This is a genomic window from Bacillus sp. Xin1 (assembly GCF_013314535.1).
GTDB lineage: Bacteria > Bacillota > Bacilli > Bacillales > Bacillaceae_G > Bacillus_A.
Genome location: NZ_JABUAE010000019.1, coordinates 15,926 through 35,053 on the forward strand (window position 1 = coordinate 15,926; position 19,128 = coordinate 35,053).

At 36.1% G+C, this 19,128-nt stretch carries 14 protein-coding genes, 2 pseudogenes and 1 riboswitch; of the genes and pseudogenes, 5 read left to right on the forward strand and 11 right to left on the reverse strand.

From position 1 onward, the window contains the following. Nucleotides 1–31: 31 nt before the first annotated feature. Both HRG09_RS16670 and HRG09_RS16675 read right to left on the reverse strand, forming a co-directional pair. Nucleotides 32–556, reverse strand: a complete 525-nt coding sequence (locus tag HRG09_RS16670; RefSeq protein ID WP_174102028.1) for a DUF6843 domain-containing protein — start codon at nucleotides 554–556, stop codon at nucleotides 32–34. 541 nt (nucleotides 557–1,097) lie between these two features. Then, a complete protein-coding gene (locus HRG09_RS16675; RefSeq protein WP_174102029.1) occupies nucleotides 1,098–1,406 on the reverse strand; it encodes a hypothetical protein in 309 nt (102 codons plus the stop codon). Nucleotides 1,407–1,595: 189 nt separating this feature from the next. On the opposite strand from HRG09_RS16675, the gene HRG09_RS16680 reads away from it, so the two are divergent. Further along, on the forward strand, nucleotides 1,596–2,180 hold the full coding sequence (locus HRG09_RS16680) for a hypothetical protein (RefSeq protein WP_174102030.1): 585 nt from the start codon (nucleotides 1,596–1,598) through the stop codon (nucleotides 2,178–2,180). Nucleotides 2,181–2,436: 256 nt separating this feature from the next. Beyond that, nucleotides 2,437–2,559: riboswitch (glycine riboswitch) on the forward strand. Between the two features lie 106 nt (nucleotides 2,560–2,665). After that, nucleotides 2,666–4,033 (forward strand): alanine/glycine:cation symporter family protein, encoded by a 1,368-nt coding sequence (locus HRG09_RS16685; RefSeq protein WP_174102031.1) that lies wholly within the window; start codon nucleotides 2,666–2,668, stop codon nucleotides 4,031–4,033. Between the two features lie 49 nt (nucleotides 4,034–4,082). Here HRG09_RS16685 and HRG09_RS29525 read toward each other — a convergent pair. The 3 genes and pseudogenes from HRG09_RS29525 to HRG09_RS16695 form a co-directional block, all read right to left on the reverse strand. Further along, nucleotides 4,083–4,196, reverse strand: a pseudogene (locus HRG09_RS29525) (MBL fold metallo-hydrolase); the annotation flags it as partial. Then, the gene (locus tag HRG09_RS16690) at nucleotides 4,192–4,956 is read right to left on the reverse strand and encodes a DUF3891 family protein (protein WP_174102032.1); all 765 of its coding nucleotides are present in this window, start codon (nucleotides 4,954–4,956) and stop codon (nucleotides 4,192–4,194) included. The gene HRG09_RS16690 and the pseudogene HRG09_RS29525, both read right to left, overlap by 5 nt. Before the next feature lie 189 nt (nucleotides 4,957–5,145). After that, nucleotides 5,146–5,262 (reverse strand): annotated as a pseudogene (locus HRG09_RS16695) (recombinase family protein); the annotation flags it as partial. A gap of 292 nt (nucleotides 5,263–5,554) precedes the next feature. Here HRG09_RS16695 and HRG09_RS16700 point away from each other — a divergent pair. Then, nucleotides 5,555–5,947 (forward strand): RidA family protein, encoded by a 393-nt coding sequence (locus HRG09_RS16700; protein WP_174102033.1) that lies wholly within the window; start codon nucleotides 5,555–5,557, stop codon nucleotides 5,945–5,947. 533 nt (nucleotides 5,948–6,480) lie between these two features. Here HRG09_RS16700 and HRG09_RS16705 read toward each other — a convergent pair. Continuing rightward, nucleotides 6,481–7,182: a MerR family transcriptional regulator gene (locus HRG09_RS16705; RefSeq protein WP_217448074.1), complete on the reverse strand. Its 702-nt coding sequence runs from the start codon at nucleotides 7,180–7,182 to the stop codon at nucleotides 6,481–6,483. A 148-nt stretch (nucleotides 7,183–7,330) separates the two neighbouring features. Between HRG09_RS16705 and HRG09_RS16710 the strand changes: the two genes are divergently transcribed. Together HRG09_RS16710 and HRG09_RS16715 are read left to right on the forward strand one after the other, a co-directional pair. Then, nucleotides 7,331–7,825, forward strand: a complete 495-nt coding sequence (locus tag HRG09_RS16710) for a DUF6022 family protein (RefSeq protein ID WP_174102034.1) — start codon at nucleotides 7,331–7,333, stop codon at nucleotides 7,823–7,825. A 371-nt stretch (nucleotides 7,826–8,196) separates the two neighbouring features. Further along, nucleotides 8,197–8,469 (forward strand): HU family DNA-binding protein, encoded by a 273-nt coding sequence (locus tag HRG09_RS16715; protein WP_017149588.1) that lies wholly within the window; start codon nucleotides 8,197–8,199, stop codon nucleotides 8,467–8,469. A 33-nt stretch (nucleotides 8,470–8,502) separates the two neighbouring features. On the opposite strand, the gene HRG09_RS16720 is transcribed toward HRG09_RS16715, so the two are convergent. From HRG09_RS16720 to HRG09_RS16740, 5 genes are all read right to left on the reverse strand, one after another. Further along, the gene (locus HRG09_RS16720; protein WP_174102035.1) at nucleotides 8,503–9,051 is read right to left on the reverse strand and encodes a cold-shock protein; all 549 of its coding nucleotides are present in this window, start codon (nucleotides 9,049–9,051) and stop codon (nucleotides 8,503–8,505) included. Nucleotides 9,052–9,192: 141 nt separating this feature from the next. Further along, the gene (locus HRG09_RS16725; RefSeq protein ID WP_174102036.1) at nucleotides 9,193–9,960 is read right to left on the reverse strand and encodes a 4'-phosphopantetheinyl transferase family protein; all 768 of its coding nucleotides are present in this window, start codon (nucleotides 9,958–9,960) and stop codon (nucleotides 9,193–9,195) included. A gap of 324 nt (nucleotides 9,961–10,284) precedes the next feature. Beyond that, on the reverse strand, nucleotides 10,285–11,739 hold the full coding sequence (locus HRG09_RS16730) for an MDR family MFS transporter (protein WP_174102037.1): 1,455 nt from the start codon (nucleotides 11,737–11,739) through the stop codon (nucleotides 10,285–10,287). Nucleotides 11,740–11,741: 2 nt separating this feature from the next. Beyond that, on the reverse strand, nucleotides 11,742–11,963 hold the full coding sequence (locus HRG09_RS16735; RefSeq protein ID WP_174102038.1) for an MbtH family protein: 222 nt from the start codon (nucleotides 11,961–11,963) through the stop codon (nucleotides 11,742–11,744). Further along, nucleotides 11,960–19,117, reverse strand: a complete 7,158-nt coding sequence (locus tag HRG09_RS16740) for an amino acid adenylation domain-containing protein (protein ID WP_174102039.1) — start codon at nucleotides 19,115–19,117, stop codon at nucleotides 11,960–11,962. The genes HRG09_RS16735 and HRG09_RS16740 overlap by 4 nt, the downstream gene beginning before the upstream one ends. Nucleotides 19,118–19,128 lie beyond the last annotated feature (11 nt).

Here is a 19,128-nt window from a genome sequence, read left to right on the forward strand (position 1 = left end):
AAAAAAATTCAGAAAAATAACTTTGTGAACGTTACTTTTGTTGGATTAATCCTTTGTCATATACACTTTGAATTAGTTTTTCTAGTTTCTCTTCAATGGGGTGTGCCTGATTATCAGGTACCTTTCTTCCAGCTGAATTGAATTGCGGACCACACTGTGACTGTGTGATTTCTAGTTTATTAAAAGGCAACGTATGTTCATTAGGTTCTCCTGCGTGGTTTGTAGAAGCCCCGTTTGACATCATATGAATACAAGATTGATCTAATTTTTTGCGATTTCCGTTCTTATCAACCGTAAAATACTGATCATTTACCCTGCCATATTTCATATCTTTGGTAGATGTGATAGCAGTTCCTTCGCTTGTAAACGAAACAACCTGAAACCCATCTTCTATTTCAAGCGGTTTGGCGTCTGGTACATTATATAGCACGACCAAATCTCCTTCATAGCCTTCAGGAATCAAGTACTTGATATCAGTTGTTTCTTTATGAAACATACTGCAACTCCCTAACATCATTAAAAAAATCGGTACTACATACGTCAGAATCCGTTTCATGTGATCCATCCTCTTCTCTATCCTTTTTTGTTTATCCTAATAGATACCATTGTTGTACACGTGAGAAGTACTCTCCTCGATTTGCAAATTAACTGACAAAAGGAAAGTTTCATAAAAGGTGCTACCTAGCAACTAGTTCTTTTCGCATTAATATAACTAAAAAGATAAGTAAAATTTGTAATTCCAAACAAGATAAATATACTGGGGGTCATTAGTAGATACAAACTTAAAGGAAAGGACCAAATGAAAGCAATTAACATTAATATTTTTTTGGAAATAAAAAAAGAAACCATCGCTAAACAAGCAGGAAGAACCAATCTAACTAAAGTTATTAAAACTGTCCCATCATTCTCTTGATTTGAATAAGGATTAAAGAAGTTTAAAATAATCTACAATAATATTGATACTATACCCGCAATCAATCCAAAAACGGATGACTTTTTTCGCATTCCAAGTCCCTCCTATTTGTGAATATTATTACTTGTTATATATGTCTTCCTTCTTGTTTAATAACGTTTTTTCCACTTTTCAATATCTAAATCTATTTCTCAAACAAGAAATACGTATTTTCCCCTGGATAATGCAATACAATCACCTTCCTATCTCCTTTTTGAAATACTACAGTATGTCCATCTTCTCCAAGATTCTCCCATCCCTTTACTTTTGAAATAGGCATTAGACTTATATATTGATAATCTGCTTGATTGTCATCTTCAATATGAATAGCTGACATAGGAACTGGAAAATCTTTAATCTTTGATTCTTTCGTCATGAATATTAGCGCGAATAGCCCTCCTAAAACTCCTATCATAATAATATTAGAGTATATTTTCCGTCTCTTTTTCTCCATCGAAAATTCCATCCTTATATATTAAAGTAATATCATTTAATATTTTACTAATTCTTACTGTATAATCCTATTATTATTTATTTCTCCAACCCCTTCTTTTTTTCGACAAAATACAACATTTTTCAACTATGTAACTTGTTATTATAGATTGATACATCTCATGTTTTGCATGTTAGGAGGATATACCAGATGAAAAAATCGTTCTATAAAAAATGGTGGTTTTGGCTTTTTAGCATACTGATTATCACCAGCATTGGAACCATTATTTTATTGAACCACGCAAAAGAAACAAAAATACAAACTACAAAAGAACCTATCGATAAAAAAATCTATCAGCAAGAATTAAAATCCCAAATCGATTTTCTTACTACAAAATACGATAATACTGTCGAGCAAGAATGGCTACCGGCGTGGACTGAGCTAAATTCAAACCCAAACCATATAAATACAGCTGAATCACTAGATAAAATGAACAATATAGCGAATCATTACAAGGAGCTATCTACCAAAATGGATGCTTTTCAAGCTGAAAACAACATGAATGATCCTAATTTAAAAAAGAAGATGAATAGCTTTAGAAAAGAATTTATTGCTGCCTCAAATTATATGGGAAACGCCGCTTTATCTGTTATACAAAGTTATAACGATGATACACCGTTAGACGAAAGTATACATAACGCAAAGGAATCTTTAGGACTTGCTGATCAACATATTGTAATTGCGTTATCTACTTTAAATGAAATAGAAAGAATATCAGGGATTACACAGAAATAATTCTCTTCATTTTAAGATATAAGACTTTTGCTAAAAATTATTTTCCAATATAAAATAATTGCAATTCTTTTATAAGGAGCCTATAATGTTGTTTATTGATTATGTAAAAATCATTTCATATCAATATAACTAAGCTTTTAATCACATAATTCGGATGAACCATTCAGGAGAAGATCAATTGATCTACCGACGGGGCAAAAAGTTGATGATTCAGCTTTGAAACTCTCAGGTCTTGGTTACAAGTAGAACTGCATGGGGACGAATCTCTGGAGAGACTCCCTCTCGCCTATCATATAGTGCAGAGGAAACAGAGCACCGAAGGAGCAAATCCGCTTATACTAGCGGATAATCTCTCAGGTAAAAGGACAGAGACAAGAGAAAGAAAACACCGATTTGTATCGGTTTATTTTTCTATTCCTTGTTTCTCCAGAGACCATTTCATTTATGTGAAGTGGTTTTTTATTTTTTCTAAAAGGAGAATAAAGATGGAGACAGTAAGTAAAGTATTAGAACAAATCAATCACTACGTATGGGGATTACCAACCTTATTCCTTCTAGTCGGGACTGGAATCATTCTCACAGTGCGTCTAAAAGGTTTACAGTTTAGTAAACTATTATACGCTCACAAACTAGCATTTCGAAAATCAGAAGACATATCTTCTTCGGGAGATATTAGTCATTTCCAAGCACTCATGACAGCAATGGCCGCGACCATTGGTATGGGAAATATAGCTGGTGTCGCAACAGCTGTTACAATCGGTGGGCCAGGGGCAATATTTTGGATGTGGATCACTGCCTTGTTCGGTATGGCAACGAAATATGCAGAAGCAATCCTCGCAGTAAAGTATCGTGTAAGTAATGAAAACGGCGAATATTCTGGTGGTCCAATGTATTACTTAGAACGTGGTTTAGGGAAAAAATGGCTCGCTATTTTATTTGCGATTTTTGGAACAACAGCTTCTTTTGGAATCGGAAATATGGTCCAATCGAATTCCGTTGCAGAGGCTATGAGAATAAACTTTTCATTTCCCCCTGCTTTAACTGGTATATTAATGGCTTTCTTAATTGCGATTGTTATTTTAGGTGGGGTGAAAAAAATCGGGAAAGTCACTGGATTTTTTGTTCCACTTAAAGCTTTCTTTTATGTAATTTCTGGCCTCATTATTATTTTTTATCACTTTGATCAAGTTCCAGAGGCATTTTCACTTATTTTTTCTGGTGCATTTCAAGGTACTGCAGCTGCTGGTGGTTTTATCGGTGCTACGGTTGCTTCTGCTATCCAAATCGGGATGGCACGCGGAGTATTTGCGAATGAAGCAGGATTAGGAAGCGCCCCAATTGCAGCAGCTGCTGCAAAAACAGATTCACCTGCTAAACAAGCACTTGTGTCAATGACAGGGACTTTCCTTGATACATTTATTGTTTGTACAATTACTGGTTTAGTATTAATTACAACAGGCGCCTGGAAATCTGGAAAAACTGGTGTTGAAGCAACAACACTTGCTTTCCAATCTGTATTTGGCAATGCTGGCAGTATGATTCTCGGTATTGCAATTATATTATTTGCCTACTCCACTATTTTAGGATGGTCTTATTATGGTGAAAAATGTGTAGCTTATTTATTCGGACAAGGTGCCGTACGATATTATAAAGCCATCTTTATTGTAATGATTGCAATCGGTGCCAACTTAAAACTCGGAATCGTGTGGACATTTGCTGATATCGCAAACGGACTTATGGCAATTCCAAACTTAATTGGTCTAATTGGATTAAGTGGTGTTGTGGTAGCAGAAACAAATCTTTTCTTACAAGCTGAAAAACTCAAAACATCAAATAAAAAGATAGCAAGTTAATCAAAATATTAAATAAAGGGTATCTCATATAAAATTGGTATACCCTTTATAGGGATTGTATATATGTATGTAAACCTTCTATGTCTTGTTTCTGTTTATCAATTCTGGAAGGATGAATGTCTACCATTTACTCATATGTTTTATGACTAGATATGATATTACCGTACAAAATGTAACTCTTGCCTTTGAAATTCGGCTTCCGCATCCGCTTTAACAATACCAATTTCCTCTATTCTATTTTTTTGTATAGATTTATATCTTACATGTGTCTTACATTCTGATTCGAATGGAAACGGTATAATTCGGATTTTTTCGTTATCTATCCACTCAGCTGTATACGGTTTATCGGTAACAGTGTTAAAAATTTCAGTCCCTTCAAACCCTTCTTTAAATAAATCAATTTCTTCTTTTTTCGTTACACCAGGTTCATTCATACAAACATATAAAGATAACTCGTCACAAAACTTCAAAAGTTTATAATGCTTATCAAACATGGCGTGCCGCTCTTTTGTTAGCGTTTTCAAAAATTTCTTTTGGCGATCTAATTCCTGCTTATAGAAATTCACCATTTCCTTATCTTCTTGATTAAGAGGAAATGATATAAAATGTTTACTACACAATATAGCACCATAAGGGTTTTCATTTTCAATCTCATTAAGTCCTAACGTATAAAAAACAAAACGCAAAGAGCTCGGACAATCCATAAACGTATACGGCACACCTTCTACATCATTCCAAATTGGTGTTTTATCTAAGCCAATCCATCCTCTATCATGTTCATAAATCGCATCAATACACTCTTTTAAATATGTTTTGTCTTCAAATACATCTTTTCTAAAGTTTTTTGCAAATTCTCCCGCCAAAAAACCATGGTCATGTTGTCGAATTAAGATGATTTCGTCTGGATTTATACGAATAATCATAATTTATCTTTAGTGAGGGGGTGTCTCATATAGACAAAACCCTTACTAAATCTATCCCCCTTTCGTATTATACGTTTTTAATCGTCTAATACGTTATTTGTTGATTTAGAAGAATGTTTGATTAAAAGGCCCGGTACCAGCGTTGCTGTAACCAGGGACAAAGTAACAAATAATGATATATTATTTCTACTCTGTCCCAGTCACTTTTTCAAAAAAGATTCGTTCGCAACCAGCCTCTTTTTGTTGCTGTTCTTGTCGATCTAAATTCTGATCAATTGTAGATACTCGCATATAGCCAAATTTCATATAATTCTTCCTGTTTTTATTTTTATTGTATCAAAAACGTTTATTAATAGATATTGTTACATATTTTTGTTACAACTTGATTGTGAATTTACTTGACTTTATATTTTGGTATAACCCCTTGTAACAAAAATGGTCGTTTTCGGTACTTTTAGAGAAAATAAATTGGATAAATATGTTACAAAAAAATTATGAAGAAATATAATTTAACTAACAAGGCGAGTTAACACCACACTCAGAAAACTGATATAATAATTTAGATTATTATAAAATTTCAGCAAAGGAATGATTCTAGTTGAAGAAATCCCAAAATCCAGAAACAGTACATAAACCAGTAGCACCATATGTACATCAAATAGAAGTAACAGGTCCCAATAAATGGCTCACATTATCAGGTCAATTAGGCATAGAAATAGATGGAATGGTTCCAGATGATCCATTGGAGCAGTTACAATTAGCTCTAGATAATATTAGAAGAAATCTTGAGGCTGCTAATATGAACGTAGGAGATTTAACGAAGATGGTATTTTATTTAGTAGGTGATTTTAATACAGATAAGAGAAGAAAAATTATAGGAGATTTTCTAGGTGAACATCTTCCTTGTACTACTATGATTTATGTAGTGGCGTTAGCAGCTCCTGTATTTAAAGTAGAGGTAGACGCTTGGGCATGTAAGGAATTTATTTAATTTCTTTTGATAAACAATAATTAATTATATGATGAATCTTATTGTATTATCGGGAGCTTTAGTCGAATAATTCAATCTAAAACAGTCGAATCCTTAGTGTACGAGAATTCGACTGTTTCAAATGAAAATTTGCTTAGCGTACAAAATTCGCGTTTTGTTGGCTGTACCTCACGCCCATCAACTTAAGAATTTTATAACACCCCAAAACCAAAAAATTGTACATTTTCACATGAAGATGTCAATTTTCTCGTTTTGGAGGTATTTGTATTTCTTAGCTTGATAGCGATGGGGTACCCGCCAGCATTTCGGAAAAAAACACGCTAAGCAAATCGGGATATTAAAAAGACTGATTAATCCATGTTGGATGTTTTTGCCCAACCCCCGAAAAGGGATGTTAATACAAAATATTCTAAATTAGATTTAGATTAAACATCAAAATATACATTTCAAAACTTATACAAATATATCGATATATTCCAAATATAGATAAGTTATATTTTCGAAACGAAAAATTATACATTTTATTTTCTTAGTTATTTTAATCCTAACTTTGCACATAATCGATACAAAAAGTATAGTCCATGTAACTGTTCTTGATTCCGTTTATTTAAATGCTGTTGGTACTCCTCGACAATGCTTTTTGCCCCTTCAATATTGTATTCCTCCAAATTTCTAATAGATTTTTTTAATTGAACAATTTCGTGTGAATACACAGCGTTTTGTGTAAGCTTCATTAACAAAATTTTAATAAACTGATATGAATTAAAGTAACGATAATTATTTTCACCTCTCTTTGAATTAACATATCTCTCTTTTTCCCAATATCGTATAGTAGAAGTAGAAATTTTTGCTTTATTTGCTACTTCTCCAATCGTCATTAGGTTATTTGCTATCGATTGAGAATCAACCATATTGTTTAGGTCTTTTATTATTCTAGTAGCTAACTCTTTTTCTTGATAGGTAACTGCTTGTATCTCGTTGATTATCCAGAGTGCAGAATTCAGATTTTTTTGTTGCAGTTTTTTTAATACAGCTGTTGTTATCTCCATTCCAAACCCGGGTGACATGGCTACTATACATTCAAAATATGCTAAATGTTCCTCCGTATAGATTCGATATCCTGTACCCAACCTTTCTGTCGGTGGGATAATCCCCCTTGTTTCGTAACTTCTTAAAGTGCTAGTACTTAAATTTAACCTTTTCGCAATATCAATAGGCCTTATATTACTCTTCATTCTTTTTCATCCCTATCAACATTAAATTTATTATAAAGTTTATCATTTAATTCCCTCTAAAATAAGTATATACAATTGAAAACTTTACAATTGGCTTTAATGTTATAAGATTAGGGAGTAAGTGATAAAAAATGATGGAGGGATCTAAGTGTCAAAATTAAACATTCAACCCGAAATGTCAATTGAAGAGTTAGGACAAAAAGTATCTAGTTATCTAAAGGACCATTGGGAAGAAGTTCTTGCAAATACCATTGAGGAACTCCAAAAATTATTTCCGAAATATGAAGATGCCACGTATGGTATGTACTTAGATAAACTACTTCCTCCAGCATGGAAAGAGCTTAAGAAAGCAGGTTTTCAGTCTGCTGAAAAAACAAAAGAAGATGACTTTATTATTGGTGGGTGCTTAAATTTTAGAAATTCTATTGAAAAAGCAAAATGGGGAACGCCTGATCATGAAAAGCGTATCTTTTGGATTGTCATTGAAAACCAAAATAAACAATTAATTGGTACTTTTCTTTTTGAATTATCTCATTCTCATGTGAATTTCAACCTCCCTTCACCTCCAAAACTAATGACTTTTACAAGTACTGAAAGAAATGAAATTACCAAAAAAATTCTAAGCCTAAATGAAAATTCTTGATTAATGTAACAAGAGGCTGTCTAAAAAGGACTTGACCCATTCAACAAGTAACAATATATGGAACTACCTACTATTTAAGTTCCTATAGTCAAAATAAAGTAGCTAAAGTATTACGAGAAATGAGGAGGATTGAAAAAACATTTTTATCCCGCACTAACGGGCAGTAATACTCCCACCTCAAAATTCGGCGGGAGCAAAGAAGTTAGGTGGGAGATAAAAATAAATTCATCAGTGCTTTGCAGGGATTCCGCTTCTTTCACCGAACTTAAGATAACAATGTGATTCTATCAATGCTTTCAACAATATTGCTACATCCTATCACTCATTACAAAAACAAACCTAGACAAAAATATTTATATGAGGTGAAAAAAATGAACAAAACTGAATTAATTAAAAATGTGGCTCAAACAGCCGATATCTCACAAAAAGAAGCTTCAGTAGCTGTCCAATCTGTATTTGATGCAATTACGAATGCTTTACAAACTGGTGATAAGGTACAACTTATCGGTTTTGGAACATTCGAGGTACGTGAAAGAGCGGCTCGTACAGGACGAAATCCTCAAACAGGTGAAGAAATTCAAATTGCAGCTGGGAAGGTCCCAGCCTTTAAAGCAGGAAAAGAGTTAAAAGAAGCTGTAAAATAATAATAAACCAGCCAATTAGGCTGGTTTATTATTTTATTTCATAACCGCATATATATTGTCTGCATGATATACTTCACAAATATAAAATATGCATCTACAGTTACTTACAATTTGATATTTTCTCGTAGGGTATATACTAGATTGTAATAAGCACCCATCAAACAGTTCAATAATGTTTCCAGAAGGTTGATACCCTTGGTATAACATATTTTTTCTTATGTCCATTTCCTCAATTAGTTTTTCAATTGGTACGTCTCCAATTTCTAATTCTTTAACAATTTCAATTGGTAAAAGTGAAGTATCAGCAAAAATTAGATTTTCAGATAACACCTTCTCCTTATAGCTAACAGACGAAACTCTGTAAATAAATGTTCCATTTTTATCAAAAAAGCTTTTCGCTTCTTTTGGAATATATTTTCGATCTATCATTTCTTGTTCCACAACATTAAACTGAACCGTATCTTTCACAATCTTTTCTAAAGCTGCAATAAATGGCGTTTCTTTAGAAAACAATAGATCTTTAACCACTTTAACTACTGCAGCATCAGCCAATTCTCTTTTTTTATTTTCCACTACTAACATGACTAACACCTCTTCTATATTTATATAATCTTGTATTAACTCAGACGGAACATATTCTTAAAGTTACTTCATATGAAAACGACTATGGTAGGTATCGGTTCTATTATCGATACAAACTTCCATTAACTAATCAGTTACTGCTCATTTATGTGTAAGAAATCTACTACTTTGCAAAAGTGTCCCTGCATCAAACTGCCTTATTTCTGTTATATCTTTGTTTAATAAAGCCATTGAAGCAACATAGCCTGAACCAGGTCGCAAATCCATCAAATTTGTAGTTCCAACAAGCTCTGGCTTATCCTGAAAAACAAGTAGTTCTGGTAAATAATCTGGAGTTGATACAGTCAGATGAGAAGGTGATATCATTAATCCTTCTCCAGTCGCCTTGAGTATCGCTTCCTTCCGTGTCCAATATGTTAAAAACCCTTCAACTTTGCTTTCAATCGGCAGTTTTTCTAGCTGAGCAATTTCTATATCTGTTAATACTCCTACTGCCATTTTAAGCACATCAATATTAGAATTTATTTGTTCCACATCTATGCCGACAGCTGCGGACGTTGTAAACGCAACAGCAATTCGTTCTCCTGAATGCGACACAGATAATTGCGGCATACCTACAGGTAATTGCGGGCGTCCGTGTGCTAACTTACAAACTGGACAGGTTCGATCGATGGGTACTTGAAGAGGGGACATTGCGAGTTGTTTTCCCAGTACCAATCGACTAATTGCACATCCAATCATAAATCTTGCTCGATCCCCAGGCTGATGGAACAAGTTTGCTTTCTCGCGCTCGGTGTCATTTAGTAAATCATAGTGCCAAGGTTGCAAGTCTGAAATTCGAGCCCACCATACTTGGCAATGATGGCTTCTTAGCTTTGGTACTGAATCTACAATCTCCCAATCTTTCATAAAAACTCTCCCCTTTTCATATCCAATACTCACACTAAGAAAAGTATGAAATCTATTCTAGTCTTTCAACAAATAGCTTTACTAGCGATTCCTCTTCTAACTTTTTATCCCGTATTAACGGGCAGTAAGACCTTCGCTTCCAAATTCAGCAAAAGCAAAGAAGTTAGATAAGTGGTCAACTGCCCGTAAAAGCCCAATTCGTTAGGGCTGATAATCAGTTGGAGAGGATTCATCCCCAACTGATTAAAGTTTCACTTTATTATTGCTACTGTAATAGAGAAACCTATCAATATTTATTATTACACCTGGGCAGATCCTTCTCCGTTATTCACCTGCAACTGCTTTTGAATGAGATTCATTTGATTGGACTGCCGCTTTTTTCTTTGCTGTAACTATTGCATCTGCTTCACGAATACGTAATGCAAACAATAATGCAATGCATAGAAATATAGCTGCACCAATTAGAGCGATTTGATACGCTACAATACTAGCACTCTCATTTCCAGCTTCACTTACATTATGATTTCCAAAAGCAGCTAGAAGACTCGCAAGAATCGCAACACCAATGGCAGAACCTAAACGATTTTGCACATTAAAAATGGTTGTCGCTCTCCCCATTGAAGATGGATAAATATTGTTAAAAGCTGAAAATTGCACAGCTCCTACAGAATGACCTAAGAAAAATCCTATGCCGAATAATAACATTCGAATCACCCAAGGGTTTGTCTCCTGATTCACGAAGCTTAATACAACAAATATGATTGCTGAGCACAACAATCCAAGAGAGATTAGCTTACGTGGTCCAAGCCTTTTATACGACCAAGGCACTATTTGTGAAGAAATCATAAGTCCAATTGCTTCTGGAAATGTAGTGAGCCCTGTTTCCAGTGCTGATGCATGTAACACATTTTGATACATAAGCGGGAATATAAATAACATGCCCAGTAATCCAGCGGCTGAAAATAATGAAATGAGACTCATATTCCGAAATAAACGATCTTGTAGCAAACGTAAATCTAGCATTGGCTGCTTCACACGAAGTTCAACAAATACAAAGAGAATAATAAGCGAAAGTCCACCCAATCCTGTCCCTATTATTTCTAAGGAATCCCAGCCTTTTGATGGCCCTTGACTCATTGCATATATCAACATTGCAAATCCTGGTGTGGAAAGTATAAAACCAGGTAAATCTAACCGCCCAGCAGTTTTTTCAATATGCTCTACTAAAAATAACGTACCAATTAATAAAGCTACTATTCCAAACGGTAAATTAATATAAAATGCCCAGCGCCAAGACATATAATCAACAAAGAACCCACTAACAATTGGCCCTATTGCTGGCGCAACAGCAATAGGCAAAACTATAAACCTAGAAATCTTCGGTCTTTCTTGTGGTGAGAATGTTCGAAATAACATTGCCATTCCTACTGGAGTCAATAATCCTCCGCCAGCACCTTGTATAACGCGGAATATATTTAAGGCGGTAATATTATCAGCAAGTCCGCATAACGCGGAAGCAGCTGTAAATACAGAAAGTGCAATTAGGAATACCCGCTTTGTACCAAATCGATCTCCAAGCCATCCAGAAATCGGTATAAATACAGCTAGACTTACTAAGTATCCAACATTGACTGTCCCCATTGCTGAAGCTGGAACTTGTAGTTCATGACTAATCGTTTGCAGTGCTACATTTACAATCGTTGCATCCATAGCAGCCATAAACATCGCAGTTACATATACAACACTAACAACAATTTTCGGATTCAACTTCAAATTCATTACTACTCCCCTACTGAAACATATTCAAGTGCACGAAGACTCTTGGGCTGCATATCACCCCAATGTAATTCGATATATGCAAGACAAGCTTGCCTACTATCTTGTTCATGAACAACATCCCACCCGGCTGGTACATCGAGAAAGGCTGGCCAGACAGAATGCTGGCCTTCCTTATTTACTAACACTTTATACATAAAATTATCGTTTTCAAATGGATTCGTCATGCTTTACTTACCCCTTTCACCCTTTGCTGTCTACTAGCTAATACTTGTCCGATTTCTGTAAGTGGTCCTGGCTGACATAAATCTTTATGGCGACAATCAATATCATATTGTTCAATTTCTCCATCGATATAGTTAAGCCATGTATCTGGAGAAATTGGATCGAACCATTCTGGTATGATAGTTGATCTAAAGAATACAATGTTGCCATGGAATTGTTTTGGAACATACTTTCCTAAAAGACCAACAGAATTTACGTATGTTTCTTTCAAGTTTAAAATTGTTTCCTCTTCCAGACTCGCTAATGCACTACCATCCCTGCGAAGTATATCAATAGCATTTGCCATATCAAGTGGTTTCCCGTCCATGTTATCTGGATCATATCCTCCTAATGCAAGTAATGCAATAAGCGCTTCTTCCTCAGTAGGTGCCTCTGTATTCGGTAAAAAGTGACCAGGATAAGAATCCAGCATGACAAGTAGTTCAACTTCTTCTCCTTGATTTTGCAAATGTGTTGCCATTGCATGAACAACATTTCCGCCAAGAGACCAACCTAACAATCTGTACGGCCCATGTGGCTGTATTTCACGAATGTGCTCAAGATAGTCAGCAGCCATTTCGTCTAATGATTTTGGAAGTTCTTCACTTTTTGCAATACCGCGTGCCTGTACACCATAAATTGGATGATCGCTTCCTAAAGACCTCATTAATCCTGCATAACACCAACTAAGGCCACCTGCTGGATGTACACAGAACATAGGTAGCTCACCACCACTTGTTCTTAATGGCAAGATTACATCTAGTGCACTTTGACTCGTCCCCATCTCAAGTCTTTCAGCAAGCCTTGCAATTGTTGGCGCTGCAAATAAGCTACCAATACTTAACTCAATTCCTAGCGCTTCTCTGATCCGGCTCATTAACTGCACAGCAAGTAGGGAATGACCACCAAGATCAAAGAAACCATCATCAATACCAATTCGAGGTAAATTCAAAACTTCTGTAAATAATTCACATAAAATTTCCTCTTTTGGTGTTCTTGGTCCTCGGCTTATAGTAGATGCCGTGAATTCAGGTACTGGTAATGCTTTACGATCTAACTTACCATTTGGAGTTAAAGGTAATTCACTTATCATAACGAAAGCATATGGCACCATATAATCAGGTAGGCTAAGTCCTACATATTGGCGCATTTCAGCTGTATCAATGTGTACATGTTCTGACGGAACAATATAGGCGACTAAGCGCTTATCACCAGGCTGATCTTCACGTACAATGACAGCAACTTGTTCAACGTGAGGATGCTGCATTATAACCGCTTCAATTTCACCAAGTTCAATTCGGAAACCGCGAATCTTAATTTGATGATCTGCACGTCCCATATAATCTAATGTGCCATCTTGACGCCAACGTGCTAAATCTCCTGTACGATACATTCGAGTGCCAGGTTTCCCATATGGATCTGCTATAAATCGTTCTGCAGTTAAACCCGCACGACCTAAATATCCACGGGCAAGTCCTGCTCCTGCCACATACATTTCTCCCACTACTCCCGGTAGTACAGGTTGTAAGTAGTTATCTAATACGTATACTTTAAGGTCTGGTATACTACATCCAATTAAGCTATTTGCTCGTAAAGATACGATATTTTGATCTAGCTCGATATAGCTTACGTGTACAGTTGTTTCAGTAATACCATACATATTAATAAGCTTAGGTGCGTTTTCTGGATGACGACTATACCAATCTTCTAGGCGACTTAATTCCAGTGCCTCCCCTCCAAAAACGACATATCGTAAAGAAAGCTTCTGCCCTAATTGGGCATTTTCACGATCCGCCTGCATAAGTTGGTAAAACGCTGATGGTGTCTGATTTAAAACTGTTACCTTTTCTTGAACAAGCAGATTTAAAAATTCCCTAGGTGAACGACTCACAGTATGCGGTACAATAACGAGATGCCCTCCATACAGTAACGGTCCCCAAATTTCCCAAACTGAGAAATCAAACGCGTAAGAATGGAACATTGTCCAAATATCATTTGAATCAAATTGGAACCAATGATCAGTTGCTCCAAATAACCTTACAACATTTTGATGAGGGATCATTACACCTTTTGGTCTACCTGTTGAACCTGATGTGTAAATTACATAAGCAATGTGTAAAGGGGATAGTGGCTGTATTCGCTCCACATTCTCTATATTCTCTTCACTATATTTGTTTAATGTCTCAATTATTTTCGGATCATCTACTACAATCGCTTCGATCTCATCAATCTCTATTATCACTTCCCTGTTCGTAATCATACAAACAGGCTTAGCATCACTTAACATAAATGAAATTCGGTCTGATGGATAATCAGGATCTAGCGGTAAATATCCTGCTCCCGCTTTTAAAACTGCTAATAAACTTACGACCATATCAAGAGATCTTGGCATCGCCAAAGCAACCAATTGCTCTGGACCTACTCCTTTTTCAATTAAGAGACGTGCAAGTTTATTCGACCTCTTATTTAACTCTTCATAAGTGAGCGTAGTATCCTCAAATACGATAGCGGTTGCATCTGGCATTAAGTGAACTTGTTTCTCAAACAATTCCGGCAAAGTCATTTCAGGAGCAATTTGAAAGCCACCATTCCATTTTTCAAGTATTGTTCGACGCTCTTCTTCCTCCAAAATTTCCAAACGTCCAATAGATTGTTCTGGATCCTTTGCTGCATCTTCTAATAAACGAATGAAACGACTCACAAATTTTTCAGCTGTCTCACGCTTAAATAAATCTGTACTAAATTCAAGTAAACCATGTAATCCATTTGGCTGACCTTCAGACGTGCTACTTTCACTTATTTCTATCGTCATATCAAACTTCGAAGAACCAACACTCTTAATCTCAAGATGCGTTTCTAGATTCGGTATATTAAGTGTAGCCTCTGGTGTGTTTTGAAAGGCTAACATAATTTGGAATAGCGGATGACTATTTCTCGAACGCACAGGGTTCAATACTTCAACAAGCCTTTCAAACGGAACATCTTGATTTTCATATGCCGAAAGGTTAACTTTACGTACCCTACTTAATAGTTCACTAAAGCTAGGATCTCCAGATGTATCTGTACGTAATACAAGTGTATTTACGAACAATCCAACAATATTTCCAAGCGCATCATCACTGCGTCCCGCAATTGGACTGCCTATTGGAATATCCGTTCCAGCTCCTAATCGTGTAAGTAATGCAGCAAGTCCGGATTGCAACACCATAAACAAGCTAACACCATTTTTACGAGCAAGCTCTAATAGTCGTTCATGTAACTCTGGATTCATATGAAAATCTATCGTTTCTCCACGATAACTCGTTTCCACAGGACGTTGATAATCTGTAGGTAACTCCAGTTGATCGGGTAATCCCTTCAGCTCTTCTTTCCAAAACTCAATTTGTTGTGAAATAAGACTATCTTGTAAACTCTCATTTCCTAATAGTTCTTGTTGCCAAAGGGCATAATCGACATACTGTACTGGAAGTGACTTCCACTGAACTGATTCACCTTTACAATGTGCTTGGTAAGCAGCTGCTATGTCTCTTGACAATGGATTTAATGACCATCCATCCCCTACAATATGATGCAACAATACAAGTAACACATGTTCATCCGGATTTATTTCAAAAAGCTCCATACGGATAGCTGGCTCTTCTGCAAGATTAAAACTATATCTTACAGCTTCAGCAAGTACTTTAGGTAATTCTGAATCAGTAGTCTGCGTAACAATTAAAGTAGGATTTGCCTCATTAGTCTCCAAAATTTGCTGATATGACGTACCAAGCGTGTTAGGAAAAATAGTTCGAAGTGTCTCATGTCGATCGACGATATCATAAAATGCAGCTTGTAAAGCTTCTCGATTCAATTCACCAGACATTCGAATGACTACTGGAATATTGTAAGTTGGGCTCGGACCTTCTAAGCAGTTCAAGAACCATAAACGACGCTGTGCAAAAGAAAGCGGTACTTCTTTTGGTCGCTCTACCTTCTGAATAGCTGGCCTTGCACTCTGCGTCCTATCTAATTGTTTAGCGAGTTCAGCGACTGTAGGTGATTCAAATAGTTTTCCAATACCTAATTCCACACCTAATGTTTCACGAATACGTCCCATTAACTGGGCAGCTAACAAAGAATGTCCGCCTATTTCAAAGAAGTTATCATCGATTCCAATCCGCGCTAAGCTAAGCACTTCCGCAAATAAATCACATAAAATTTCTTCTTGTGGATTTCTAGCTACGCGTTCACTAACAAGTAAATTAAAGTCAGGTGCTGGTAACACTTTCCGATTAATCTTTCCGTTTGGTGTCAATGGCAATTCAGGCATCATCATAATTGCTGCCGGTATCATATAACCTGGTAAACTCTCTGCTGCATATATTCGAATTTCTGCAAGATCAAGATTGCCTTCAGCACCAGGTACAATGTAAGCAACCAAACGTTTATCACCAGGTTGATCTTCTCGAACAATTACAACGACTTGCTCCACATGAGGGTGCTGAGATAATACAGTTTCTACTTCAGATAACTCAATACGGAATCCGCGAATCTTAATTTGATGGTCAGCACGGCTCACATAATCTAACGAACCATCCTTACGCCATTTAACAAGGTCACCTGTGCGATACATCCTTGTACCAGGTTTCCCAAATGGATTCGCAACAAATCGTTCAGCTGTTAATTCTGGTTTTCCTAAATATCCATTAGCAAGCCCCGTACCAGCAATATACAGTTCTCCTACCACTCCAGGTGGTACTGGTTGTAACCCTGCATCTAGTACATACACCTCTGTATTCCAAATTGGTCTTCCAATAGAAGGTATATCACTCTCTTCTTCATTCATATCCATAAAAGTTGACCAAATTGTTGTCTCGGTTGGCCCATAAAGATTTGTAACATGACAATTTAATTCTTTTAACCGAGGCGCTAAATTCGATGGAAGCGCCTCACCACCAACAAGAACTTTAAGTCCAATTAATTTTTCTGGATAATCTGTTACAAGCGCATGCCAAAGTGTTGGCGTGGCTTGCATAATTGTAATATCTTTCTTTTGGATGATCTCTGTTAAAGCTGAAGAATCTTGAACTGTTTCTTTTTGTGCAACTTGAACACTTGCTCCACTAATAAGTGGTAAATAAATTTCTAAAGCAGAAATATCAAATGCAAAAGTTGTAACAGCTAACAAGCGGTCATTCACATGTAATGCAAACTGATCTTGCATTGCCAATAAAAAGTTACTTAAACTTTGCATCGGCACAACTACACCCTTTGGCCTTCCTGTTGAACCTGAAGTATAAATTGTGTATGAAGGATTTAAAGGTGATACACCATCAAATAAATCTAAATTATTTTTTGAATATCCTCTTAACTCCTCTTTTGTATCCTTATCATCTAATATAATTCTTTGTATATGATCCTCATTCGGTATATTAGCCAAAATAGAAGAATGTGTTAGGATACAAGTAGGCTGAGCATCACCTAGTATATATGTAATTCGATCTTCTGGATATTCTGGGTCAATTGGTAAATACGCTGCTCCTGTCTTAAGAACTGCGATCATACCGATAACCATCTCTACAGATCTTGGAAATGCTAACGCTACAAATTGTTGAGATTGAACTCCCCGTTCTAACAATAAGTGAGCAAGTTGATTTGCCTGTTCATTTAATTCTTTATAAGTAAGTTCTAATTCATCACATACTACAGCAATAGAATCAGGAGATTTACTTACTTGTTTTTCAATGAGAGCAGGTACACTTACGAATGAGCTTCCTTTCGTAGTTTGATTCCACTCTACTAAGACTTGCTTACGTTCCTCATGAAGTAAGAGTTCTAGTTTGCCAATCGGTGAATCTACCTGAAGATGCGCGATATTTTCTAGAATATTCATAAATCTCTTTTTATGAGTGAATAACTCTTCTAAGCTATATACTTCAGGGTTTGCATCAAAATTAATCCTTAAACCATTTCCGCCAAACTCGTTTGACACATTTATTGAAAGGTCATCAACCGGTCCTGCTGAAAGGTTATGTTTAACACCATAACTTCCTGCAAAACTTAGACTATAATCAAATGGCATGACATTAATGATTGGGCCAAATAATCTTTGGTTTTCCCCTAATAATTTAAGGTCTCGGCGTAATTCTTCATGACGATACTTATGGTGAAGACGTATATGACGAATTTCATTAGAAACCTGCTTTACAACTTCAGCAAAACTCATATTAGAGCTTATAGACAATCTAAGCGGAACAACATTCATAACCATACTAGGAGTATTAATTGACACTGATCCTAAACGTCCCATCATTGGTAAACCTAAAATTACATTCTCCGTATTTGTTAACTTGTGTATATAGATAGCAGTTGCAGCGATGATAAGATCCGGCCAATTTGCCGTACATCCATGTGCAACTTTTTGCAACGACTCTGTATGTACACGAGACAAGCGCGCTGTTTGGCGAAGAAATCCCTTTGATGTTCTAGGAGCACGTTCCGCCAAACTTACTACTTCTGGTTGATCTTGGAATCGTCCTAACCAAAAGCTTCGATCTTTCTCAAATTGCTCTGACGCTTGATATGTAGCATCCTCCTCTAAAATGGAATGTAAAGAACCAAATGTTCTCTCATCATACGATTGATTATTCATAAATGCCGTATACACTTTTGCTACTCGTTCTGCAAGTAACGAAAAACCGTAGCCATCCATCACAATGTGGTGAATGCGCTGATACCAGAAGTAACGATTAGAATCGACTTTAAAGAGCGCCTCTGTATACAGCTTGTCCTTTTTCAAATTAACTGGTGTAGATAAATCTACTTTCATCCACGTTTCAGCGGCTTTTTGAGGATTCTCTTCTTTACTAACATCGATAATATGCATATGAAATGCAGGAGAAGCATCGATAACTTGCCATGGTCCTTTCTCATCTTCTTCAAAGTGGACATGTAAAGATTCAGCTTCCATTACAACCTTACGCACAGCTAATTCAAATGTTTTTACATCAACTGAACCATGTATTTCTATGTACTCACCCGTATTATAAATTGGGTTTTCTGGATCAAGTTGCTGCGCAAACCACATACCTGTTTGCGCACCTGATAATGAATGACGAACCTTTAGACAATTAGACATTCGTATTTACC